The organism is Methylomonas sp. MK1 (assembly GCF_000365425.1).
Taxonomy (GTDB): Bacteria; Pseudomonadota; Gammaproteobacteria; order Methylococcales; family Methylomonadaceae; genus Methylomonas.
Window position 1 is genome coordinate 1,401,102 of the sequence record NZ_AQOV01000002.1, and the last position, 23,798, is coordinate 1,424,899.

At 52.7% G+C, this 23,798-nt stretch carries 19 protein-coding genes and 2 pseudogenes; 10 read left to right on the plus strand and 11 right to left on the minus strand.

The genetic code is table 11. The features are described from left to right. Positions 1-51: 51 nt before the first annotated feature. Entirely contained in the window at positions 52-5,472 is a 5,421-nt protein-coding gene (locus G006_RS27370) for a PAS domain S-box protein (protein ID WP_152429003.1), read from the minus strand. Positions 5,473-5,568: 96 nt separating this feature from the next. Further along, on the minus strand, positions 5,569-6,690 hold the full coding sequence (locus tag G006_RS0123220; RefSeq protein ID WP_033194441.1) for an HD-GYP domain-containing protein: 1,122 nt from the start codon (positions 6,688-6,690) through the stop codon (positions 5,569-5,571). 117 nt (positions 6,691-6,807) lie between these two features. Between G006_RS0123220 and G006_RS0123225 the strand changes: the two genes are divergently transcribed. The 6 genes from G006_RS0123225 (at position 6,808) to G006_RS0123250 (ending at position 11,989) form a co-directional block, all read left to right on the plus strand. Continuing rightward, positions 6,808-8,130 carry a TRZ/ATZ family hydrolase gene (locus G006_RS0123225; protein ID WP_020485626.1) on the plus strand — a complete coding sequence of 441 codons (1,323 nt, stop codon included), beginning with the start codon at positions 6,808-6,810 and terminating at the stop codon, positions 8,128-8,130. Positions 8,131-8,272: 142 nt separating this feature from the next. Continuing rightward, positions 8,273-8,980, plus strand: a complete 708-nt coding sequence (gene ubiG / locus G006_RS0123230; RefSeq protein WP_020485627.1) for a bifunctional 2-polyprenyl-6-hydroxyphenol methylase/3-demethylubiquinol 3-O-methyltransferase UbiG — start codon at positions 8,273-8,275, stop codon at positions 8,978-8,980. A gap of 7 nt (positions 8,981-8,987) precedes the next feature. Then, entirely contained in the window at positions 8,988-9,659 is a 672-nt protein-coding gene (locus tag G006_RS0123235; protein ID WP_020485628.1) for an HAD family hydrolase, read from the plus strand. Beyond that, on the plus strand, positions 9,650-10,378 hold the full coding sequence (locus G006_RS0123240) for an SDR family NAD(P)-dependent oxidoreductase (RefSeq protein ID WP_020485629.1): 729 nt from the start codon (positions 9,650-9,652) through the stop codon (positions 10,376-10,378). Before G006_RS0123235 ends, G006_RS0123240 begins: the two co-directional genes overlap by 10 nt. Before the next feature lie 7 nt (positions 10,379-10,385). Beyond that, complete coding sequence (sufT, locus tag G006_RS0123245; RefSeq protein WP_020485630.1) at positions 10,386-10,934, plus strand: putative Fe-S cluster assembly protein SufT; 549 nt, start codon at positions 10,386-10,388, stop codon at positions 10,932-10,934. Positions 10,935-11,101: 167 nt separating this feature from the next. Further along, positions 11,102-11,989, plus strand: a complete 888-nt coding sequence (locus G006_RS0123250; protein WP_020485631.1) for a GGDEF domain-containing protein — start codon at positions 11,102-11,104, stop codon at positions 11,987-11,989. A gap of 29 nt (positions 11,990-12,018) precedes the next feature. Here the strand turns inward: G006_RS0123250 and G006_RS28070 are convergent. The 5 genes and pseudogenes from G006_RS28070 to G006_RS0123280 form a co-directional block, all read right to left on the minus strand. Beyond that, a pseudogene (locus G006_RS28070) lies at positions 12,019-12,123 on the minus strand (winged helix-turn-helix domain-containing protein); the annotation flags it as partial. A gap of 193 nt (positions 12,124-12,316) precedes the next feature. Then, complete coding sequence (locus G006_RS0123260) at positions 12,317-12,496, minus strand: hypothetical protein (protein ID WP_020485633.1); 180 nt, start codon at positions 12,494-12,496, stop codon at positions 12,317-12,319. Between the two features lie 533 nt (positions 12,497-13,029). Then, on the minus strand, positions 13,030-14,157 hold the full coding sequence (locus G006_RS0123270) for an aminotransferase class V-fold PLP-dependent enzyme (protein ID WP_020485635.1): 1,128 nt from the start codon (positions 14,155-14,157) through the stop codon (positions 13,030-13,032). A gap of 72 nt (positions 14,158-14,229) precedes the next feature. Beyond that, the gene (locus G006_RS0123275) at positions 14,230-14,784 is read right to left on the minus strand and encodes a M15 family metallopeptidase (protein WP_020485636.1); all 555 of its coding nucleotides are present in this window, start codon (positions 14,782-14,784) and stop codon (positions 14,230-14,232) included. A 7-nt stretch (positions 14,785-14,791) separates the two neighbouring features. Further along, entirely contained in the window at positions 14,792-15,595 is an 804-nt protein-coding gene (locus tag G006_RS0123280; protein ID WP_033194442.1) for a phytanoyl-CoA dioxygenase family protein, read from the minus strand. On the opposite strand from G006_RS0123280, the gene G006_RS0123285 reads away from it, so the two are divergent. The 4 genes and pseudogenes from G006_RS0123285 to G006_RS29280 all read left to right on the plus strand — a co-directional run bounded on the left by G006_RS0123285 (position 15,594) and on the right by G006_RS29280 (position 18,286). After that, the gene (locus tag G006_RS0123285; RefSeq protein ID WP_020485638.1) at positions 15,594-15,797 is read left to right on the plus strand and encodes a hypothetical protein; all 204 of its coding nucleotides are present in this window, start codon (positions 15,594-15,596) and stop codon (positions 15,795-15,797) included. The genes G006_RS0123280 and G006_RS0123285 overlap by 2 nt on opposite strands. Positions 15,798-15,887: 90 nt before the next feature. Then, a complete protein-coding gene (locus G006_RS0123290) occupies positions 15,888-17,435 on the plus strand; it encodes a cation:proton antiporter family protein (RefSeq protein ID WP_033194443.1) in 1,548 nt (515 codons plus the stop codon). A gap of 161 nt (positions 17,436-17,596) precedes the next feature. Beyond that, positions 17,597-17,958: pseudogene (locus G006_RS29275) on the plus strand (oxidoreductase). Positions 17,959-18,043: 85 nt separating this feature from the next. Further along, a complete protein-coding gene (locus G006_RS29280; protein ID WP_020485640.1) occupies positions 18,044-18,286 on the plus strand; it encodes a hypothetical protein in 243 nt (80 codons plus the stop codon). Here the strand turns inward: G006_RS29280 and G006_RS26345 are convergent. From G006_RS26345 to G006_RS0123320, 4 genes are all read right to left on the minus strand, one after another. After that, the gene (locus G006_RS26345; RefSeq protein ID WP_020485641.1) at positions 18,264-19,685 is read right to left on the minus strand and encodes a mechanosensitive ion channel domain-containing protein; all 1,422 of its coding nucleotides are present in this window, start codon (positions 19,683-19,685) and stop codon (positions 18,264-18,266) included. The genes G006_RS29280 and G006_RS26345 overlap by 23 nt on opposite strands. Before the next feature lie 93 nt (positions 19,686-19,778). Further along, positions 19,779-21,137 carry an alginate export family protein gene (locus tag G006_RS0123310; protein WP_081607999.1) on the minus strand — a complete coding sequence of 453 codons (1,359 nt, stop codon included), beginning with the start codon at positions 21,135-21,137 and terminating at the stop codon, positions 19,779-19,781. 44 nt (positions 21,138-21,181) lie between these two features. Then, positions 21,182-23,059, minus strand: a complete 1,878-nt coding sequence (locus G006_RS0123315) for an amidohydrolase (RefSeq protein WP_020485643.1) — start codon at positions 23,057-23,059, stop codon at positions 21,182-21,184. Between the two features lie 57 nt (positions 23,060-23,116). Then, positions 23,117-23,782: a hydrolase gene (locus G006_RS0123320; protein ID WP_020485644.1), complete on the minus strand. Its 666-nt coding sequence runs from the start codon at positions 23,780-23,782 to the stop codon at positions 23,117-23,119. Positions 23,783-23,798 lie beyond the last annotated feature (16 nt).

Sequence of the window (23,798 nt, forward strand, 5' to 3'; positions counted from 1 at the left end):
TGTTTTTATGCTTACTGCTGTACTTGTCGATATTGGTCGGGTTAATAGTGTTTAAGCTTTGGTAAATGCCACGAATTCCGTGTGTTGTCCGAGCAACTGCCGCAAGTTTGCCAGTGCGCCCGGTAGATCGTAATTTTCAATTTGTCTGCTAATTATCTCGACCTGTTGCGCTTCCTCCAGCAGACTGGTCAATGTGGGCGCTATCTTGTGCCAACTATCGACAGCGTCAATATTGTCGCTCGCCAGCATGCTTAGAAGCTTGGGTATAAGCGCCTTGAGCTGGTCGGTGTCGAGCATGGCAGTTATTTCCTCGCTAGTAGTCGGATTAACCAATAACTTACGAATTTCCGTCGCAGCCGCCGCCAAGGCCAAGCATAGTGGGTCGCAGCTGGCGGCAATAGCCGAACGCTCCTCGGTCGATTTTATGCTTTGCTCCAAAATCGCCGCCAAGGCCCGCACTTGCTCCAGCCCCAGCGTCGCCGCCACACCCTTCAATGTGTGGGCTAGACGCCGGGCGGTCTCCATGTCGTCAGCTTCAACTGTTTCGACTATTTTCCGCGCATCGTCGAGATGTGAATCAACAAAACGCCGCAACATCTTTTCATAGCTGTGGTGCTTGCCGGCAAAGCTGCGCAGCCCGATGGCAGTATCCAGAACCAATGACTTGTCCGGATTTACTTTTTCTGCGGGTGGAGAATTGGGAGTGCCGCGATTGTCCGGCAGCCAGCGGCTCAACATGGCGAATAACATGTCGGGATCGACCGGTTTAGCCAGAAAATCGTTCATACCGGCATTCAGGCATTCTTGGCGATCTTCCTGAAAGGCATTGGCGGTCATCGCAATAATCGTTAAAGTCTGACAATTGGGCAATTGCCGAACTAGCCGGGTGGCTTCCAGTCCGTCCATTATTGGCATATGCATGTCCATCAATATTAGATCGTAGCGTCGGTTTTTTACCATGTTTAACGCTTCGGCACCGTGATTGGCAAGTTCGACCGTCAATCCGGTGGTTTCCAATAGTTCTCTTGCTACCTCTTGATTGATTTCGTTGTCTTCGACTAGCAAGATGGTTGCGTCGCGGCGAAAGTCAGCGGTATCGGTAGCCAGCAAGACGTTGCGCGGATTGCGGTCGGATTTTAGTTTGACGGTAAACCAAAAGGTGCTGCCCATGCCCTTGGTGCTAGTGACTCCCACCGTGCCGCCCATCATGTTGGCAAGGTGGCGGCTAATCGTCAGGCCCAGACCGGTGCCGCCGTATTTGCGGGTGGTGGAACTTTGGCCTTGTTCGAAGGCTTCGAACACGCGGGCTTGTTGTTCGTCGTCCAGACCTATGCCGGTGTCTCGCACTTCGAAACGGACTTCAATGTGTTCCGCCGATTGTGTCAGCAAGCAGGCTTTGAGCAAGATTTCGCCGGCATCGGTGAATTTGATGGCGTTGCCCAGATAATTGATCAAAATCTGGCCGATACGCAAAGGGTCGCCGAGCAAGGGCATAACAGCTAAAGCATCATCGAGCTCTTTTGAAAATCTAAGACCCTTGCCGCGCGCCCGCTCCGCCATCATGCTGTAGGCATGGTCCAATAAGGCTGCCACCTTAATAGGCGTTTCTTCTATCTGCAAGCGCTCTGCTTCGATTTTCGACAGATCCAGAATATCGTTGATCAGACTCAATAAATGCTTGCTGGCATAGGTGATTTTATCGAGTTTATCTAGTTGGTCGGGTTGATTTAGCTCGCGCTGCAACAGATGAGACATACCCAAAATCGCATTCATCGGCGTGCGTATTTCATGGCTCATATTGGCTAGAAAGGTACTTTTCGACAGACTGGCGGCTTCGGCTTGTTCCTTGGCCGCGAGCAGGGCAAGTTCCAATTCCTTGCGGGCCGTCAGGTCGGTGTGGGTACCCACCGCGCGAATGGCCTGGCCGCTCTGGTCTCGTTCGACGACTTTGGCGCGGCTTAAAATCCATTTGTAGCTGCCATCCTTGGCGCGCATTTGAAACTCCATTTCGTAAATTCCCTTTTTTTGCAGTTCTTGCTGCGCTTGTTCAACAATTTGTGCTCTATGCTCCGGATGCAGCAGTTGCATCCAATGGCTGTTTGCATCTTGCCCGAGCTCGCCTGGTTCGTAGCCCAACATTTCGAAATAAGCCTGATTGCAATAACTGGAGTTGTCGCGAATATTCCAGTCCCAGATGCCATCATTGCTGGCTGCCAGCGCAAAGCCCAAACGTTCTTCGCTGATTTTCAGCTCGACGGTACGTTCGGCAACCAGGGTTTCCAGATGTTGGCGATAGTTGGCCAGCTCAGCTTCGGCTTTTTTCTTTTCGGTCATGTCTCGCCAGACGGCGTGCAACAAAGCCTTGTCTTTGCGGCGTATGGCGGTAAGCAACACTTCCGTAGGGAAGCACTCGCCGTTGGCGCGCACATGCAGCCACTCGAATTGATGGCTGCCGTTTTTCAGCGCAATATGCATCATCTCGTTTGCTTTATCCGCGGATGATTGCCCATCAGGCTGAAATTGGGGCGATAGCTGTTCGGGGCTGATGTTTTTCAGCGCGTCGAAGTTATCCAGGCCCAGCATGTCCAGACAGGCGCGATTGGCGTTAACGAAGCGGCCATCTTCAAGGATGCTGATTGCTTCCTTGGTATCCTCGAAAAGCGTCCGAAACTGTTCTTCACTCTCGCGTATCCGTTGTTCGGCATCGCGGCGTTCGGTAATGTCCATGTGCGTACCACTGACGATTAAGGGCTTACCGTCCGCCGTACGTTGGGTCACCCTGCCGCGGTCGGCGATCCAAACCCAGCGACCGTCCTTATGACGCATGCGCAAATCGCACTGGTAGTAATCGCTCAGGCCGGCCAAGTGCTCTTCCAGTAAGAGGTTGGCAAGTTTAAGGTCTTCGGGATGAACGAATTGTTCCCAGCTATGCGTGGTAAATGGCTGAAGTCCAATGAGTTGATAACCGAAGATCTCCGCCCAGCGTTCGTTGAAAACGGCTTGGCCGGTTTGCAGATTCCATTCCCAGGTGCCAGCGTGGGTGGCTTCGATAATATCCGCGAGTCTGCGGCGTTCGTCGGCCAGTTGATTGGTGATTTGCTTGCGTGCGGTAATATCGCGGCACACACAAAATACCAGATTGGTATTGCCCCAATTGACGCCACTCATGCTGACTTCTACGTCGAAGCAATTGCCGTCCGGCCGGCGATGGCGGGTTTCAATGACCTCATCGGTACGCGGCAGATCGGAATAGTTTTCGCGAATTTGTTGTTCAGTTAATTCCGCTTCGAAGTCCCAGGTATAAAGTTGCAAGACTTCTTCGAGTTTGTAGCCCAGCATGTCACAAAAGCGTTTGTTGGCTTCTATCACCCGGTGGCTTTGGTCGATGATGACGATGCCGTCCGAGCTGTTATCCACCAGCACGCGATGCAGTTCGGCTTTCTCCGATAACTCTTTTAGCAGCTGTTTTTGCTCCGTGGTATCGGTCCAGATAGCGGCAAAATAATTGCGTTCCCGGAATGTGACCCGTTTGATACGGACGTTAACGTCCCGCAAGCTACCGTCTTTGTGGCGGTGCAAGGTATCGAAGCAGGCGTTGCCTTGTTTGAATAAAGCCCGCAAATGTTGGCGAATCTTGATGTGGTTTTGGTCAGCGAGAATGTCTCGCACCGATAGTTGCGCAAATTCTTCACGGCTATAGCCTAGGCTATTGCAGGCCGTGTCGTTGAATTCGACAAAAGCTAAACTGCCGGCGGCAATCAGCGCGATGGAATCAAGGGCCTGAGCAACGATGGTGCGATGAATTTCTTCGCGTTCCTTAAATTGCAAATGCACCAAGTGTTGATCCAGAACCGTGGCCAGCCGTTCGGCTACTGTGTCGAGTAAAGCACGCTCCTCCCGCAGAAACGGACCTTCCTGTTCCGTTGGCCGTGATTCCAGGTAAAAAATACTGATACGGCCGGGCGCGCCGGTTTGAGTGTTGAGCCGAGCGCTGAGTTGGTAAGGGGTTTCGCGGAAATTGGCGCTGCTGACTAAAAGGCCTTCCCATTCGATAAGGGCCGCGGTGATTTCCGGGTATTGCCAGCCGCTCGGCAGAATGTCGGCGACCGACTGGAGCATGGCAACCGGACCCTGGTCCTTGTCTTCGGTTTTTTTAAAAATGGTAAAAAGGCATTCGCGTTCCTTGATTCGCTCCTGCAATTGCCTTTGGATGCGGTGTGTTTCGGTGATTTCGCGCGCGACGCCCAATATGCCGAGAAGTTTGCCGTCTGTAGTGGTCACCGGGGTTTTGATGGTTTCGTAAAGGCCCGTATGTTTGCCATCGGCAAAGGTGAGCCACTCTTTATTCACACAAGGCTTGCCGGCGGCAACCGCCACCAAATCGCGTTCGCGGAAAAAATCGGCTAACTCTTCATTCACAAAATCGTAATCGGTCTTGCCGACTACCTGCTCCTCGGTTGTGCCGCATAAGGGCTCGAAACTGGGATTGCAGAGCAAATAAATGCCATTCGGATCTTTAAGCCAGACCATGTCGGGCATGGCTTTTATCAGGGTGCGGAACAGTTCTTCCTTTTCACTTAGGGTTTCCAGGGTCTGCTGACGCTCGGAAAAATAGCTCGCCAACGCCATACCGACTATCGACAATACCGATATGAATATCCAGTAATTCAATTCGTGTTGATTGCCCAGATCATGCTCGAAAAATCCCCAACGCTGTTGGCTGCTACCAAGCATGGCTTGCACGGCGGCGGTGGTTAGAGCTAGCGTGGTGGCGCGCTTGCCAAGTCTTACTGCTATCCAGCTGATCGATAAAAATAGTAAATGGCTTTTGGCGTAGCCGCCGATACTGGCATGTAACCAGTCGAGAAACACAATTTGCCCGAGTAAACCGTTCAAGGCCAGCATCAGTAGCGCTTCGCCAATGGATTTGGCATTTAGTCGGTGTGGTGTGTCGCACCAGACCAGGATTAGCGGCGTAATTAAAATGATTCCTAAACTATCGCCCATCCACCAGTTCATAAGGCTGCTGGTGAAAGCGCTTTGCTGGATAAGGTCGGCGTTGACCAAGGCCAGAGAAGCAACCAGCGCGGGTAGCGCACAGGCAATAAAACCGCCGAGGCAAATCAGTATTAAATAGTCGCGTAAAGTTGGCAGTGTGGCATCAAACCGCTGATGTCGCCGGACTAACCAAGCGCCAAACCCGGCGCCGGCAACGCTTCCCAAGGACATGATCGTTGCCGTAGGCAGCGGTTTACCTTGCAACAGGTTGAGCGTCAGTGCGCCCAGCAAAACGGCCCAGAGATAGTTTTTACCGCCCAGTAAAGTAGCGGCCAGCGCTACGCCGCTGGCAACGAAAAAAATGCTGGCACTACCGTCCGGGGTGAAGTAAAGCAGAGAAATTTGGCCCGTGAACGCGTAAACACTGGCAACTGCGATGAGCTTTAGGTAGATCAGCGCGGACAGTTTAGGCATAAAACCCGTTTGAATTTGCAAAGAACGTTTGCTCTCGATGCGTTGCAGGTGTTTGACATGTCATCGGTTTAGGCGGTTTTCAGTGTGCGTCTTTCATCAATATGTACTCTCAAATTCCGTATCGGCGTAGCGCAGCGCAATTGAAATGAATTGCTCCAGACAGTTGCTGAATGCATCCACGATCATCGGATCGAAGTGCTTGCCTTTGCCTTCTTGAATGACGGAAACCGCCAGTTCCAGCGGCATGGCTTTCTTGTAACAACGGCGATTGATCAGGGCGTCGAACACATCCGCCAGTGCCATCAGTCTTGCCGGCAATGGGATGTTCTCGCCGGCCAATCCGTCCGGATAACCGCTGCCGTCCCATTTCTCGTGATGATAGTGGGCGATTTTCATCGCTACGTGCAGAAAATCGAACACCGATTGATCCGCCTCATCTTGAATGGCGCGGCTGATCGCTTCGGCACCCAAAGCCGAGTGGGTGCGCATGATGGTCCATTCGTCTTCGGTCAATTTACCGGGCTTTAATAGAATCTGATCGGGGATGCCGACTTTGCCTATGTCGTGCAACGGCGCTGCTTTGGTGATTAGCTCGATGCAGTGTGCGTCGCGAATTTCCGGGTGATGCATGCGCGCCAATTCTTGGCACAATACCTCAACGTAGCCTTGCGTCCGCAGAATGTGATTGCCGGTTTCGTTGTCGCGGGTTTCCGCCAGGCTGGCCAGGGCGCGCATGCTGGCATCTTGAATCAGTTGATTTTGTTTCATGCGGCGCGCCACTTCGGCTTCCAGCCAGAGGTTTTGATCGCGCATCCGGTCGCGGGCCTGCTTTAATTCCAGTTGGCTGCGCACGCGTGCCAACACGATGGCGGGCCGCAGGGGTTTGGTGATGTAGTCGGCTGCACCGAGTGCCAGGCCCAGAGTTTCATCGTCCGTGGCGTCCAAAGCAGTGACAAAAATGACCGGTATTTCGGCGGTATGCGGGTTTTCGCGTAGGCGACTCAGCACCGTATAACCGTCCATTTCCGGCATAATGACGTCCAGCAAAATTAAATCGGGGCGTGGATCGGAGTTGGCGGAGGCCAGCGCGCGCGGGCCGTTGATAGCGACACGCAAGTTGTAGTTGGGCTTAAGGAGATCGCCAAGGGTCGCGATGTTTTCCGGCGTGTCGTCCACAATCAGGATAGTCGTAGTTGCGACAGTTTGGTTGTTGCTCATAAAGATCTGGCCGTCCATAGGGTGCAGGTGAAATAGCCTGGGCCACAACAAGTTTCTCCGCAGGCGAGCAAGCCCGCTAACGAGGTATAATTGCCGCTTTGCATATCGGGAGAACCCATGCTGGTCGACCTTCTCATTCAAGCCCGTTGGATTATACCGGTTGAGCCGGCGTCCGCAATCTATGAGTACGCCAGTCTTGTGATAGATGACGGCCGAATTGTCGATTTGTTACCGACCGAGCAGGCAATTGCAAAGTACCAAGCGCGGCATGTCGAAGTGCTGGAACGGCATGCGCTGATTCCGGGTTTGATTAACTGCCATACGCACGCCGCGATGTCCTTGCTGCGCGGAATTGCCGACGACCTGCATCTGATGGACTGGCTGCAAAACCATATCTGGCCGGCCGAGCAAAAATGGGTCAGCGAAGCGTTTGTCAGAGATGGCACCGATCTGGCGATTGCCGAAATGCTGCGCTGCGGCACGACCTGTTTCAATGACATGTATTTTTTTCCGGAAATCGTCGCGCAACAAGCCATACAACACGGCATACGCGCCAATATCGGTTTGATCGTGTTCGATTTTCCGACCGTATGGGCGGAAAACGCGGACGCCTATCTGACCAAGGGCTTGGCGTTGCACGAGCAACTCCGGCATGAAACCTTGATCAGCACCTCGTTCGCACCGCACGCGCCGTATACCGTGTCGGACGGGCCTTTACGTAACGTGATTACCTATGCCGACGAGATGAATCTGACCGTGCACATGCATCTGCACGAAACCGCGCATGAAGTCGACGAGCAAAAAAGTAAAAACAGCCAAACGCCGCTACAGCGTTTGCATGAGCTGGGTTTGCTGACGCCATCCTTTATCGCGGTGCATATGACGCAATTGTCTAGCGAAGACATCCGGTTTTACGCGGAGACCGGCGGTCACATCGTGCATTGCCCGGAATCCAATTTAAAATTGGCCAGCGGTTTTTGTCCGGTGGCGGAGTGTCTGGCGGCAGGCATTAATGTGGCCTTGGGTACCGACGGCGCGGCCAGCAATAACGATTTGGATATGCTGTCGGAAATGCGTACCGCCGCCTTGCTAGGGAAGGGTGTAGCAGGCGATGCCAGCGCGGTATCGGCGACGACTGCGTTGGAAATGGCGACTATTAACGGCGCCAAGGCCTTGGGTTTGGACGCTGAAATCGGTTCACTGGTTATCGGTAAAGCTGCCGACGTGGTGGCCATAGATTTAAGCGAACTGGAAACTCAACCCTTGTTCAATCCGCTGGCGCAGATCGTCTATGCCGCCGGTCGGCACCAAGTCACCGATGTCTGGGTTAACGGTAAACAATTACTGCGCAAGCGCGAATTGACCTCGTTTGATGTCCCGGCTCTGCGACAAAAAGTCACGCTTTGGCAAGAGCGCCTGCAAGAACATCCATCGAATTAACCGCTATTTTATTAGCCGCCCAGAAGCCGTGCTAAAGGCCATTTAAGCCGTTGCGCTGAGTTCAAAAGCAGGGCCGGAAGTTGGCGCATGACGAATAACCTAGTAATACAGTAAACTATAGCCTCATGAACAGGTTGGCATTATGACAGCGAAAGAAAACGTACATCCCCATGAAATTCATAAGTTCGGCTCGCAGGCTGAGCGTTGGTGGGACCCGAACGGCGAGTTTAAAACCTTGCACGACGTGAATCCTTTGCGCTTGCAGTTCATTCAGCAATACGCCGATTTGCAAGGCAAGCGGGTAGTGGATGTCGGTTGCGGCGGCGGGATTCTTACCGAAGGCTTAGCGAAAGCCGGTGCGGATGCCTTGGGTGTCGATTTAAGCGAAGACTTGCTGGATATTGCCGATTTGCATGGCCTGGAAACCGGCGTCAACGCCAGTTACCGGAAAATCAGCGCCGAACAACTAGCCGAGGAAGAGCCGGCCGGTTTCGACCATGTCACCTGTATGGAAATGCTGGAACATGTGCCCGATCCCGCTTCCATCATTGCTGCCTGTGCGACGCTGGTTAAGCCTGGTGGCATGGTGTTTTTCTCGACATTGAACCGGGTGCCAAAAGCCTGGTTGCTGGCAATCGTCGCGGCTGAACATGTGCTGAAAATGGTGCCCAAAGGCACGCACGACTATAAAACCTTTATCAAACCTTCCGAGTTGGGGCAGATGGCCAGAAGCGTGGGGCTTGAGTTACAAGGGATGGTCGGTATCGAATACAGCCCATTCAGCAAGCGTTTTAGTTTGGGTAACGACATCGGCGTCAATTACATCGCTGCGTTTCAGCGTCCTGAGTAAAACGAGCATGACCGGATTTAAACTGGATTGCGTATTGTTTGACCTCGACGGTACCTTGGTCGATACAGCACCGGATTTGATTGCCTGCTTGAACAAGACGCTGCTGGCCCATGGCTTTTCGGAAGCGCCCGCGGCAACGGTACGGCCCTTCATTTCTCACGGTGCTATGCCGATGATCAGGCATTGCGTGTCAGTGGATGACAATTTGGCCCAACAGATGCTGGCGTTCATGCTGGACAGCTACGAACAGAATATCGCCGAACACAGCCGCTTCTTTCAGGGCATTACCGATAGCTTGGAGGCTATAGAACAGCTGGGCTTGAAGTGGGGCGTAGTCACCAATAAAAAAACCCGTTTTACCGTGCCCTTGATGGATGCGATGCAACTTAGCGAGCGGGCCGCGTGCATTATTAGCGGCGACACCACAGCCAACAGCAAGCCGCATCCCGAACCGATGCTGGCCGCCTGCCGCCAAGCCGGCGTGGCGCCGGAAAATTGCGTGTATATAGGCGATGCCATACATGACATCACGGCCGGTAAGCGAGCGAATATGAAAACCCTGGCGGCCTTGTACGGCTATTTGCAAAGCGACGACCAACCCCATACCTGGGGGGCCGACGCCTTAATAGAACAACCGCCACAATTGATGGAATGGATACACGCTAATTTATGTCATTAAGCAATAAGGTTTTACTCATCACTGGTGCCGGCGGCGGCCTGGGCGGCACGGCGGCCCTGGCTTTAGCCAAACAGGGCGCGCAAATCATTCTGCTGGATAAAAGCATTCCCAAGCTGGAAAAAATCTACGATGCGATTTCAGCTGCCGGTGGTCCGGAACCGGTGATGTATCCCTTCGATCTGGCCGGCGCCAGCGAAGCGCAATACGAAGAAATGGCCGAGGCGATAGCGCAGCGTTACGGCGCTTTGCATGGTGTATTGCATGCGGCGGTGGAATTTAGCGCCTACAGCCCCATCGCCAATTACAAAACCAAGGATTGGGGGCATGCCTTAAACGTCAATCTTAGCGCGCCTTTCTTGTTATGCCGGGTGTTGTTGCCATTGCTGCAACGTAGCGAGCACGCTTCCATCGTGTTCATCTCCGATTCGTCCGCGCGCAAAGTTCAGGCTTATTCCGGTGCATACGGTGTAGCGAAAATCGCGCTGGAAGGCTTCGCCGGCATTCTGGCTGCCGAACTGGAAGCAGGACAAAAAATCCGTGTTAATACTCTGGTGCCGGGGCCGGTGGATTCGCCGTTGCGGAAGAGAGCTTACCCGGCCGAAGATAAGACCAAGCTACCGAGCATGAGCAGCCTCGATCCGCTGTATGTTTACCTATTTAGCGATGCCAGTATCGGCAACACCGGTCAAATTATTGACGCCCAAACTTTTAAACCTTAAGACACTTATGGCAGACAGAGAAGTTGTATTTTTAACCCGCGACGTCAACATCGTCACCATTCCGGACGGCAACCACGGCACCTTGAATAAAGGCCAGGAAGTCACGATACATCAGGCTTTGGGCAGCAATTACACCGTGGTGACCGATTACGGCCATATGGTGCGAATCGCCGGTATCGATGCTGATGCCTTGGGCAAGGAAACTCAGCATTTGCACACCTTGGTGTCGGAAACCGACAGCAAAGCCGTCGAAAAGAATTGCTGGGAAGTGATGAAAACCGTCTATGACCCGGAAATTCCGGTCAATATCGTCGATTTGGGTTTGGTTTACCATTGCAGCGCCAAGCCCAATGCCGATGGCGGCAACGATGTGCACGTGCAAATGACCTTGACCGCGCCGGGTTGTGGCATGGGTCCGGTCATCCAAAGCGATGTCGAGAAATGCATCCGCGCCTTGCCCGGCGTTAGTTCGGTTGATGTCGAAGTGGTTTTAGATCCGCCTTGGTCGCGGGAAATGATGTCGGAAGTGGCGCAGGTGCAGTTGGGTTTGTTTTAAAAGTCGGCAAAGCCATACGGCGGCAGCTAAGCGGCGGAAAATTGCCGCTTGCTGAAAAAGTTTGCGGTTGTTTGTTATTAAGTATTTGTATTTACAAGTTAAAAATTAATTGGCACGCTATTGGCTTTATTCCCCTTGAAGTTTGATTCAAGACTCGGGGAACCGTCATGAAAGATAAAGCAGCCGATTTAGCGATAGTCAGTAATAAAACCTTTGAAGCCTCAACCGCTGTCAATTTGCATCATTACGATATCAGTAGTGCTTTGCAGACCACATTGGAATTCAACGAACTGATCAGCATTTTCTGCAATAAAATTCAAAATACCATTCCGCACAACGGCGTTGAATATATCAACGAAGAGTTCGATTTGGAGTTCAAACGCGGCGTGATGGCCCGTCATTCTTGCAACTATGCCTTGAAAGTTGAAGAGCAACAGCTGGGCGAGTTGAAATTGACCCGCAGCAATCGTTTCAACAAAGACGAGTTGAAAATGCTGGAAAGTCTGTTGTGTTGCCTGATTTACCCATTGAGAAATGCCACCTTGTTTCAACAAGCATTGAAAATGGCGTTTACCGATCCGTTGACCAAAACCAATAACCGCACGGCGTTTAACGACTGTTTGCTGCGCGAGATCAAACGTGCACATCGTAATTCGCAGCATTTGTCGGTGATTTTTGTGGATGTCGATCACTTCAAGCATATCAACGACGATTACGGGCACGGTTGCGGCGATTTGGCGCTGTCTTCATTGGCCGGCTGGTTGAAAGACAGCGTGCGCGGTAGCGATGCGGTGTTTCGTTACGGCGGCGAAGAGTTTGTGATCTTGCTGAGCGATACCGACATCGACGGCGCCACGGTGATAGCTGAACGCATCCGTGCCGACATTGAATCGCATACCTTGGCCTATGGCATGGACGTGTTGAATCTGACGGCAAGTTTGGGCATTGCTGCCTTAAAAGGTAGCGATAGCCCCGAATCCTTAATCAAACGTGCCGACGCCGCGATGTATCAAGCTAAACAGCACGGTAGAAACCGGGTAGAAGTTGGATATTGATTCGGTTCTCCGCACCTCGATCATCAGGCTCAGCCCACTTTAAATCGATACCCCACGCCCGACTCGGTCAGCAGGTATTTGGGCTGAGTCGGATCGCTTTCCAGCTTTTGCCGCAATTGACTCATGTAAATCCGCTCGTCTCTCCTAATTAATTGACGTGAGGACTTCATAAAGGCTTCAGTCTAACGAAACCGATTTTTTGTAGACACTGCACAAAGGGGTAGGGAGAAGGAGATTTTTTGATTTTTAGATATTCCCATGACTTGCCGCCCGATATGAGCAACGGGCGCAATAATTATCAAGTGGGATACAACGATAATGGAGGGCTCAGTACTTGTCGGGCGGCTCCGCAGATTTCGGCGTTTTTTCACTGCGCAAGCGAATCCAAAACCACAATTCGAATAGACCACCCACAATGAACGCGATATTGCCGATACCGGAGTATCCAGCAAAATAAAACGCCAAAGCAATCACCAAGATGATGAGTGTAACCACATGATTTTGCATATGCCTTTCACTCCTGTACCCAATTTACCGACCACCGGTTTTGTAGAATGTTTGATAGCCAACGTGCGGGCAATACGGCTACGCCCATTGGCCCGGCCTTACACCGCTAAATTGAAAAAGCCTTGCGCCTAAAAGCCGTTTGTATCGCCATAGCTTTGTGCGGTTATACGCCTGAATATTAGCCCATCAAATAACGCCGACTACCGGTCCAATGGCCGCGACCGGGCAGTCACCGAAGCCGTTGGTGTATAAAACTATCCGGAAGGTATTCTCGGCGCCTCTGGCGGTACTGCCGATTCTTTTAGCTGCACAGCAGAACCTGCTGGCCTTGCCTTCCCGATTTGCTAAGGTGCGCTCGCCATATGGCAATAAGCGTTCCAGGGATTTTAATATACGGCAGGAACGTTTTAGGATGCTCTCGCGGTGGCTGGTAGCGCGCACCGATGCTGCGGAAGTCTCTGCAACGCGATGGGCTGTGACTTTCGGCCCGTCTTATTCCCAAAGGCTATCAATAAGATCGTTGCTGCAAATGCCTATTCGGAAACGGCTGTGGCCAGCGCCAGCGCCCGGTCCAATTCCGCCAGCGTATTATAAAAATGCGCTGAAAAGCGAATCCCGCCGCCCCGTAAGGCGCAAACTACGCCATTTTTTTGCAAATGTTTATAGAGCACGTCGTTGTCTATGTGCCGGTGTTTGAAGTTGACGATGCCGGACTGCAAACGGCTGTGCCGCTCGGACAGCAAAATCAGCTCGGCGTTGGCGCTAATGGCCTCGCGCAGGTAGTCACTACGTTCCAGAACCAGGGCCTCGACGGTCGGCATGCCAGTTTCCAACAATAAAGATAAGCTGGCGGACAAGGCGTGAATCCCCAACATATTCGGACTGCCGCATTCGAAACGGCGGGCGCCGGGGTGGATCTCCCAGGGCAGGTTTTCGTAGTTATGCGTGTCTTTCATCATATGCCAGCCGTATTGGCTGAGCTTGAGCCGGTCGCGGGCCGCCGGGTGGGTATAAAACACCCCCAGGCCTTCCGGACCGAACAGCCACTTATGGCCGTCGGCCATCACGAAGTCGGCGTGATAGGCCTGCACATCAAATTGCACCGCGCCCAAGCTTTGAATCGCGTCGATACAAAACAAGATGCCACGTTGCCGGCAAAACTCGCCGATACGTTCCAAATCCATACGTAAGCCGGAGGCGAACTGGATGGAGCTGATGGTCAGCAAACGGGTATTACCGTCCACCAGCGCAAACAAGGCGTCTTCCGGCGTTTGGGCGCTATGCAAATCGGCTTCTCGAAATGCCACGCCGCGCTCGGCCAGAGCTTGCCAGGGCAGGCGGTTGGAGGGAAATTCCTCGTTGCTGGAGACGATGTTGTCGCCGGCCTGCCAGGGTAAGCCAAAGGCTACGAAGGACAAGGCTTCCGAGGTGTTTTTCACCAACGCAATATCGTTGGCTGAGGGCGCATTGAGTAGGGCCTGCAATTGGCGGCGGATTCCGTTTTCCTTTTTCAACCAGTCCAAATAGTAGTGCGAGCCGAACCGGCTGTTTTGTTCGGCAAATTGAATCACCGCCGCGCTGGTGCGTTTCGGCCAGGGGGCCACTGCTGCGTGATTGAGGTAGATCAAGTCGTCGATTAGTGGAAATTCTGGATGTTTCATCGGTCTATTGGCGGCGCCGAAATTTGCAATGCAAGCAGTATAATTTATAGGTCGTTCCCCGGCAGATCCTTTTTAGGCCTTGTCATCACCGTGATAACGCCAATGCCAGGGCTCGTACACGTAGCCGTATTCGTTATTCCTTGGAAAAGACAAATACAAGTCGAACCGTTCTGCATTGCTTGACAACCAGCGGTAGGCTTCGGTGTTTTCAAATGCTTCGCCGAGATCGGGACAATCCGGGCTGCCGATGTCGATTGCGCAACCGCTGTGATGCTCGCTGTAACCGGGCGGGGCGTTGACGGTGAGAATCTGCTGCAAGGTCAGTCCTCGTTCAAGTTTGCGGCGTATGATGGTCGCTTGATACTCCACACTGCGGAATGCCGATACCATTTGTAGCGCGACACCATCGTTGGCTGCTGCGGTTTTCAGCGCCCGCCAGACTTCGCTTGCCTGGGGCGTCAACTGAAATACCCGGCCGTTGGCCGATACCTCGGCTGTGATCAAGGTGGTTGGTTCCGGCCAGATGACCAAGTTTCTGGTTGTGGGCAAGTCGTCTGGAATGCCCAGTTCTTGGAATATCAAACCCACTCGGGCAAAAAAATCGTAATTGTTTGCTGCCAGGTTCATATCGGAGTCAATCTGCCTGTTTTTGTCGGGGCTCTATCAGCATAGTGCGGGCCAGTTTGTACCATTGCCGGTTCTCGATTGCTTCCAGTTCGGCAGAAGTCGGCAGATTGTCGCCATCAAGGTATGGCAAGGTAAGTCGATGCGGCCTGCCGACGCAAAGATCCAGGGCTTTTCTGCAAGGATTTAGCTGGTAATTACCACGGTGCAACATTTGCGCGTCAAAAATCAAAATATCGCCGGGTTCCAGGCCGATTAGCACTGAGTTTGGCAGTGACTCGCTGTTTGTGTGGCCATTAAGTTCCAGTCTGACATTTCTTTCCAGTTCGGTATCCCAGCGTTGGTGGGAGCCGGGTATCAGTTCGATGCCGGTTTCCGGCAACAGCGGTATCCGAATATGCAAAGCCAGCATATTGGGCTGCTCGGCTTGCAAATCGGCATCGTCAATCGGGCTGTATTGCATATCCCGGTGCCAATAGGGTAGGCGACTGTTTTGGTAAGGATTGAAGAAAAGCTGGGTATTGTGAAAATAAAGGTCTTGGCCAAACAGATCGACTAACAGTGTCGTCAGCTGTTTGGCACTAAGGAGTTGAAAGAAGCGCAGCCTTTCGGCGGGGTGTTGTTCGAAATAACGCGGATGGGTCAGCGAATGCATGTTGACCAGCCGTTGTTCGATATAACTGCTACGGTTTTCGTTTAGCCATTGCCCATGAATTCGATCGACGATTTTGCTCAAGGCATCGACTTCCGAGGGGCTGAAAAGCGCTTTGACGATCAGATGCCCTTGTTGTCGGTAGATTGCTGCTGATTCCATGTTTTTACCGTTCATTGCTGGGAATGATTTAACCAAGGCTATCCACTATTTGGCGCAAGCCGATGCTCCTATAGCTGGTTTGTGGCTGCAAGTTGCATTTACCGGCTATTTTATAGCCCCGGCAATCCGGCATCTCAATTTAGAGCGCTGCGCTGGTTTAAGCTATTCGGCTAGGGAAATATACTCAAAGGGCATCGTTTAACCGCCGCAGCCGGAAAAAATGACCGGAAAGCTTTTAAAACAGGTTACGATCCCAATAGTTTAAACGGCGTTATTATTTTGGTTGATGGATATGATGGAATTAATCTGGATTAGCACGGCATATATGGCTGGTTTGGTAGCCAGCCGCCTGACTTTTCCGCCGCTGGTCGGTTACTTGGTAGCCGGTTATGTGTTGCATGCCTTGGGCATCGCGGTGTTGCCCGATCTTCATCATCTGGCCGATATCGGTATCGAATTACTGTTGTTTTCTGTCGGCTTGAAGCTCAAGCCCAGTTCGCTGATTCGCCGAGAGGTGCTTAGCGTCGGCGGCTCGCATTTGTTGTTAATGGCGATGACTTCCGCTTTGGTATTTTTTTGGCTGGACGAGCATATGACCGGCGGCTTGGTGCTGGGTATCAGTTTGGCGTTTTCCAGCACCGTGTTGGCTCTTAAGGTGCTGGAAGATAACGGCGAGTTGTCGTCGCTGCACGGCCGGGATGTGATGAGTATCCTGATCTTGCAAGACATCGTGGCGATAGGGCTGCTGGCGCTCGCCGAAGGCAAACAGCCGACGCCTTGGGCGCTGGCTTTATTGTTATTACCGCTGTTGCGGCCCATTGCGCATCGCGTACTGTCGGTCAGCCGTTCGTCTGAACTGAAGCTGTTGCTGGGCGTGACGTTGGCCTTGGCCGGCGGCGTGGCGGCGGAAAGCGTAGGCATTGCCGCCGACATCGGTGCCTTGTTGACCGGCATCATGTTGGCGAATCATCCCATGATCAAGGAGTTAAGCGATAGGCTGTGGGGCTTGAAAGAGCTGTTTTTGGTCGCGTTTTTCTTGCAGATTGGCGTCAGCGACTTACCGAACCGCGAGCAGATCATAGACGCCTTGCAATTACTGGTTTTGTTGCCGCTGCAAGGTGCGCTGTTCTTTGGTTTATTTGTGGTGGCCGGACTCAGGGCGCGCACCGCCTTCGTATCGTCCTTGGCTTTGATGACTTATAGCGAGTTTGCGCTGATTACCACCGGCGCCGTTGTAAAAGCCCAACTGTTGCCGGCTGAATGGAATGCCATTATCAGTTTGGCGGTGGCCGGCTCACTGGCGATTGCCGCGCCGTTGAATCGTTATTCTCATCGGTTATTCTCTTGGATGGAGCCGGTATTGGTACGTTTGGAACGAAAATCCGAGCATCCCGACCGCTTGCCCGACTCGTTCGGTGCTGCCGGATGGCTGGTGATCGGTATGGGCCGGACTGGCGGTGTTGTCTACAAGACCTTGTGCAAACAGGATCAGCGCGTAGTTGGCTTGGATTCCGATCCCACGGTATTGGAATATCATCTTGCCGCCGGCCGGCGGGTGGTCTACGGCGACGCCGAGGACACCGAATTATGGAGCGGTTTACCCCTGCATAAAGTTAAAGGCATCATCCTGACGGTACCGGCATTCGATGTGCGCTTGACCGCGGTGGCTCAGCTTAGAAAACGCGGTTTCACTGGGCAAATCAGCAGTATTTGTTATCACGGTGTGGAAGAGCAGCAATTATTAAAATCGGGCGCCAATTTTGTGATCCATCCTTTGATTGAAGCCGGCAATCGTCTTGCCCACCTGATGCTGGACATCCGCGATGAATCAAGGCAGTGAAGGGCTGCTGGCGCTGGTTGGGCGATGGATACCAGAGCGGATTATAGAGGCGTCTTATTTTTAACGATACCCGGGTCAGTGCGGTTTTCCTTAAACCATTGACGATTGGCGCTAAGATTATTGCCAAGTGTCGGGTGACATAATTAGTGAAAACCGGACTGATGATAAGCGAGGCCACCAGCGTCTCCGCGCAAGGCTTGGGCTATCCCGACACACCCGGCATTTGGTCGGAAGAACAAATCGACGGCTGGACCAAGGTCACCCGAGCCGTTCACGCCGCCGGCGGCCGAATTTTTCTACAGCTTTGGCATCTAGGCCGGGTTTCGCATTCGGATTATCTCAATGGCAAATTCCAGGTATCGTCGAGACTTACCGCAAGGGAGCGGAAAACGCCAAACGTGCCGGTTTTGACGGCGTGGAAACTCACGGCGCCAATGGCTATCTGTTAGACCCGTTTTTACCGGACAACACCAATAAAAGAAACGATGCCTATGGTGACCCAATAGAAAATTGCCCCCGCTGACTACTGGAAGTGACCGATGCCGTGATTTCGGTATGGGGTGCGGGTCGAATTGGCGTGCATTTTGTCCCCAGGAGACGCGCATACCATGGGCGATTCCGATCCTTTGCACACTTTCGGCTACGTGGCGGAGCAATTAGGCAATCGCGGCATCGCCTTCATTTTTACGCGCGAAGCGCTCGGCGAAAACCTCATCGGCCCGGACTTGAAAAAACGCTTCTTCTATCCGGCGCGGGGGTTAGGCATATTGCATGATCCGAGCCCCAGCAACAACCGAGATTACGGCTTGTCTGCAAAAATGGAGAAGATCAATTCCCCCACAGCTTCATGAGCCGGCTTTTTAGCCATGTGACCGGATTCTTGTCGAATTCTTCGGGGAGCAAACCCATCTTTTTCAACGACGATTGACAGAGTTGAATGTATTCCTGCCGCTTCAGCATTTCTTCGCTAACCGCGGCCTTGATTCGCGGATAACGGCTTAACAGGTCCGCAAAGCAATCCTCAGGTATTGTAAACAAAACAACTTCGCCGACGGCGCGCATCGATGTCGGATAGGGAATCTTCAAAAGCAAGGGCAGTTCGCCGAAAAAATCGCGATGTTGCAGGCTAAACAAGCGTTGACTGACTTTCTCGTTCTCGAATATCGCATCGACCTCGCCTTTGAGCATGACGCAGAAAAATGGAAAGTATTCGTCCTGTTTAACCAAAATGTCGCCAGGATTGAAATAACGCGGCGAGCCCTGTTCTATCAGTTCGCGTATTTCCAGTTCATCGAAATACTGAAAATAAGGTAGCTCAATGAGGGCATTGTGTATGGACGGCATGCTCGCCGCTTCCGGCGAACCGTTGATCGGGTTGGTGGCCGCATCCGTGGCCGGGTAAAGGTTCCGGTTATTCGTCGGATGATAGGGAATTTTAATAGCATGCAGTCGAAACAAGTACTCAATCCGAAAGTTTAACGCGCTTCTGATCAGACTACGTTGATCGATATGATCGGTCCAAACCCAAAGTTCGAAATTCAACCCGATATCGCCAAACCCCTGAAGCAAGGCTTTGGGTGCCGGATCGCTTAGGACATTAGGTTCCTGGCCGGCGGCTTTCAATAACAACTCGGTCACCAATACCAGATTGCTGTGCTGTTCGACCACAAGCGGAATTTCAACCCGCCCACGCTTGGCTTGATACCCCCATTTTTCCACTATATTGTTGGTGAGCTGAACATTGGGAATGATCAGTTCCGAACCTTGGAACGACGTAATCACGGTCGAGCGCAGAAAAATATCCCGGATGCGTCCTTCGCCACCGGCAAAATAAATAAGATCGCCCACTTTTAGTTTGCGTTCGCTCATCAGGGTAATGCCGCTGGCAATGTTCTTGGTGATGTCTTGCAAGCCAAAGCCGACCGCGACTCCCAGGCCGCCGAAAATGAACGCCAGTGTCTCGAATTTGATGCCCATGACTTGCATGGTCACTACGATACCAACCGCCAACAGCGTAAAGCTGGCGAGATTGGCGATCAGTTTGCGATCGCCTTCGTTGACAACCAGGCCGACCAACAAGCGGGTATTTAGAATATGGCGTATCCAGCGGACCACCAACAGCATCAGCCCTAAACACAGCGCGAATTTAGCCAACCAAATGACATTGACCGATTGCGTACCCAGCGTAAATATTGGCGTTTCAAAGAATAGGAAAGGTTGGGACAGCAAGGCGGATGAATCGATAGCCATAAATTAACTTAGTCGTAAAAGCCGGAGAAATTGCCCCGATTATGGGGCAAACTCACCGGCAATTGCATCAATCAACTGCAACGGAACCTGTTTTTAGAATACTGCATTGAATTGGGTACGGACGTAGTCGGTATCCCGTCCTCCCGCTTCGGTAATCACCTGTTCCGCAAAAAAATGGCTGTAACTCAGACCAAGCGAAAAATGCTTATCGATTTCCCACTCTATATTGCTAGAAAGGGCTTGGGTGACAAATCGACCATTGGCGCCTAGCGTCTGTTCCAACGGATTAAGTCCACGCGTATAAACCGCATCGTTGTTTGACAAGCGCCAGTAAAAATTCCAATCGACAGATAGCCGGACGCTGGGCAGAGGCTGCAAGGAGAGATTCGGCATCACATTAAAAAAATTCTGCGGCGCCAGTATCGCCGCTTCCTCAAAATACGACAGATTGGGATATAAGGGATTAAACGTATTCAACTGCCGGTCTTTTGCATTCCTGTCGCCACTGGCAATATTAGCGCTTAAACCCAAACGCGGTCGCCAGCTTGGAGTGGCAAAGGTATACCCGGTGTTGGATGCCGCGGTCCAGGCATTGATAGTCAACGGTCCAAAACTGCCGAGTTGATAAATACCTTCAAAATTCCAGTCCCAGCCAAACCGCTTGCCGAACACGCGGCTGCCGAACGAATGGCGGGATTCGTCGGCAACCGTATTTTGATAATGGGCTTCTTTGCGTTGCAGGCCAATGTAATAGATTTCGGCATCGGTCGGCTTGAACGACCATTTGCTGTTCAGCCCCCAGAGTTTTTCTTGAGTATTTCCCTGGTCGTCGAAAGTCGCCGGTTTTATCGCCACTTCTTCAAAACCGAACGCATCCAGGTCCAGATAGTCGTTCTTTAGCGAGAGTCGCACGCCATCGAATGCCCGCCGCACATTTTGGCCTTCACGTACGCTGATCAAACGGGACGAACCCAGCGCAAACTCTTGCCTCCCCACTCGAGCGGTCAAGGCTTGAAAATGCAAGTCGATAAAACCCTGCTGCAAATCAGCGCTATCGTTATCCAAAGGCCCTTGCTGCAGACCTAGGTTATTAGACAGATAGCTGGCCAATTGCACAAAGGCCCTCAAGTGTTCGGTGACATGCAGATCGGCGTGCAGCAAAAAGCGATGCAAAAATTGCTGGCCGTCGGCGCGTGTTTTCAGTCCGAACAAATCGTTGTCGTAGCTATTGAAACGTTCCCGAAAATTTCCGCCCAAGGATAAATACACGTCCTCGCGGTCGCCGGTCAACGGCAGGTATTTGAGCGATTTATAGCTGCTCCGCCGAGTTTGCTGGGCAAGGTATTGGTAATTTTCCTGCCAGCGGTTGCTGTTAAAACCCGGCTCGGACGCTTGCGCGATCCCTGCGGTGCTAATCAGCGAAAAGGCCAATGGCATGAGTCCGGATTTCATTGGCAATGTCCTCTTTTGCGTTATCGCATGAAGGCTAGCCGCTATCAGTAGGCAAAACAGCCGCAGCCCAGTGCCCACGGATTGTCAAACTGCGCTTGTTTTCCAGCATTATCCAGCCCCAACCAGCGCGACAGCTTGCCATCGTGGCCTGGGCGATGGCCGTGAATCGCACAGGTGTGCGCTGCGCATGAAGCGGCCAGTAACGCATAATGCGTTTGCGGCGTTTGATGGCCGCCAAAGTAGCGCACCGGCGACCAATCGGGACTGGCTGGCGGCAACGGCGTATCGAACCGGCTAAAATCATCCGCCGCGTAAACAATCCGCCCGCCCACCATGGTCAGCAGCGAGCTAATGGCCTTGATGGTCTCGTCGGCGACGGTCATGAAATCGTGCGATGTCACGATCAGGTCGGCATACATGCCAGGCGACAACGCACCTTTTACGGTCTCTTCGTTCGATTTATAGGCGCTACCGCTAGTCCACAGACGCAAGGCCTCCTCGCGTTCCAGGCAATTGCTTTCGCCGTAGAGCGGCAACCCGCCGACCGTTCTGCCTGTCACTAGCCAATACAAAGAGACCCAGGGATTAAAGCTGGCAACCCGCGTGGCATCGGTGCCGCCACCCACCGGGATGCCCATTTCCAACATTTTTCGCAGCGGCGGTGTATGCTCGGCTGCCTTTTTACCGTAGCGGTCTACAAAATATTCGCCTTGAAAGGCCATGCGGTGCTGTACCGCAATGCCGCCGCCCAATTTCTTGATGCGCGCCAAATTTTTATCGCTGACAGTTTCGGCATGGTCGAAAAACCAACGCAAATCGTCGAAACGGGTGTCGCGATCAATCGCCTCGAATACGTCCAGCGCCCGGTCGATGGTTTCTTCGTAAGTAGCATGCAGCCGGAACGGCCAGCGATTCTCCACCAAAAACCGAACCACGTCGCCCAGCTCTTTTTCCATGCTGGCCGCCATGTCCGGGCGGGGTTGCAGAAAATCCTCGAAATCGGCGGCGGAAAACACCAGCATCTCGCCCGCGCCATTCTGGCGAAAGTAACTGTCGCCGCTGTAGGGTTTGACAACACCGGCCCATTTCTGAAAATCCGCCAGCTCACCGCCCTTATTTTGGGTAAACAAGTTGTAGGCGATGCGCACGGTCATCTGTCCGTCAGCATGCAGTTGTTCGATCACCTGATAGTCGTCCGGGTAATTTTGAAAACCGCCGCCGGCATCGATGCAACTGGTCACACCCAAGCGATTCAACTCGCGCATGAAATGCCGGGTGGAGTTGATTTGATCCTCCAGCGGTAATTTCGGACCCTTGGCCAAGGTCGAATACAAAATCATCGCATTGGGTTCGGCAATCAACATCCCGGTGGGATTGTCGTTGGCGTCGCGCTGAATTTTGCCGCCCGGCGGATCGGGGGTGTCTTTACCGATGCCGGCGGCACGCAGCGCGGCGCCGTTCAATAACGCCCGATCATAGAGATGCAGGATAAACACCGGCGTATCCGGCGAAACGGCGTTGATTTCCGCCAGGGTCGGCATCCGCCTTTCTTTAAATTGAAACTCGCTCCAGCCGCCAACCACCCGCACCCATTGCGGTGCCGGCGTTCTGGCTGCTTGCAGCTGCAGCATGGCCAAGGCATCGGCGATGCTACCGACACCTTCCCAGCGCAGTTCCATGTTGTAATTCAAGCCGCCGCGAATCAAATGCAGGTGCGAGTCGTTCAAGCCCGGCAGGACCCGTTTACCGTGCAAATCAATGGCGACGGTATCGGTGGTCGCCATCACCTGGATCTGTGCATCCGAGCCTAACGCAAGCACTTTGCCGGCGGCGATGGCGATCGCGCTGACCTCCGGCTGAGCAGGATCCAATGTCGTGATTTTGCCATTAAATAAAATGGTCTCCGGGCTAGAAGGATTCATATGCCACGCACCTCATCAACTGAATTTATCAGGGAAACGCATTCAATCCGCCGCCGTTTATTGATTAACTTTGTGCGGATATTTGGCGCGTTGCCCATAGTCGTGCACCAGGCTAGCCGCGTAGTCGATACCCATGCCGTACGCGCCAAAATGTTCGCGGGCAATATCCGTTGTGCCGACATAGGTTTCTTTACGACTCCAATCGCGTTGCAGTTCCAAGAGTACCTGTAGCGAGGTGATTGACTCCGCCCCATGTTGTTCGGCGCGCCTGATGGCGGCGTTGTGCGCTTCTAGCGAAGTACCGCCCGAGGCATCGGTATTCATGATGACTTCGAAGCCTTCCGCCAGCGCGCAGATGGTTGGGAAGATCAGACAAGCTTCCGTCCATAACGCGGCCATCACCAATTTTTTCCGTCCGGTCTTTTTAACGGCGGCGACGAAGGCCTCGTCTTCCCAGCTATTCATGCTGGAACGTTCGATCGGGTCCTGCTGCAACACATCCATCAACTCGGGCCAAATATAGCCGCTGAATGATTCGGTTTCGACGGCGGTGAGAACGGTAGGAATATTGAACAACTTGGCCGTTTTGGCCATCGCGACAGCGTTGTTCTTGAGTAATTGGCGGTCGATATTGGTGACGCCAAAAGCCATTTGTGGTTGATGATCGATAAATATAAACGCACAATTATCGGGGGTAATAAGTTTTTCGGTGGCTGCGCTCATTGATTGCTCCTTTAAA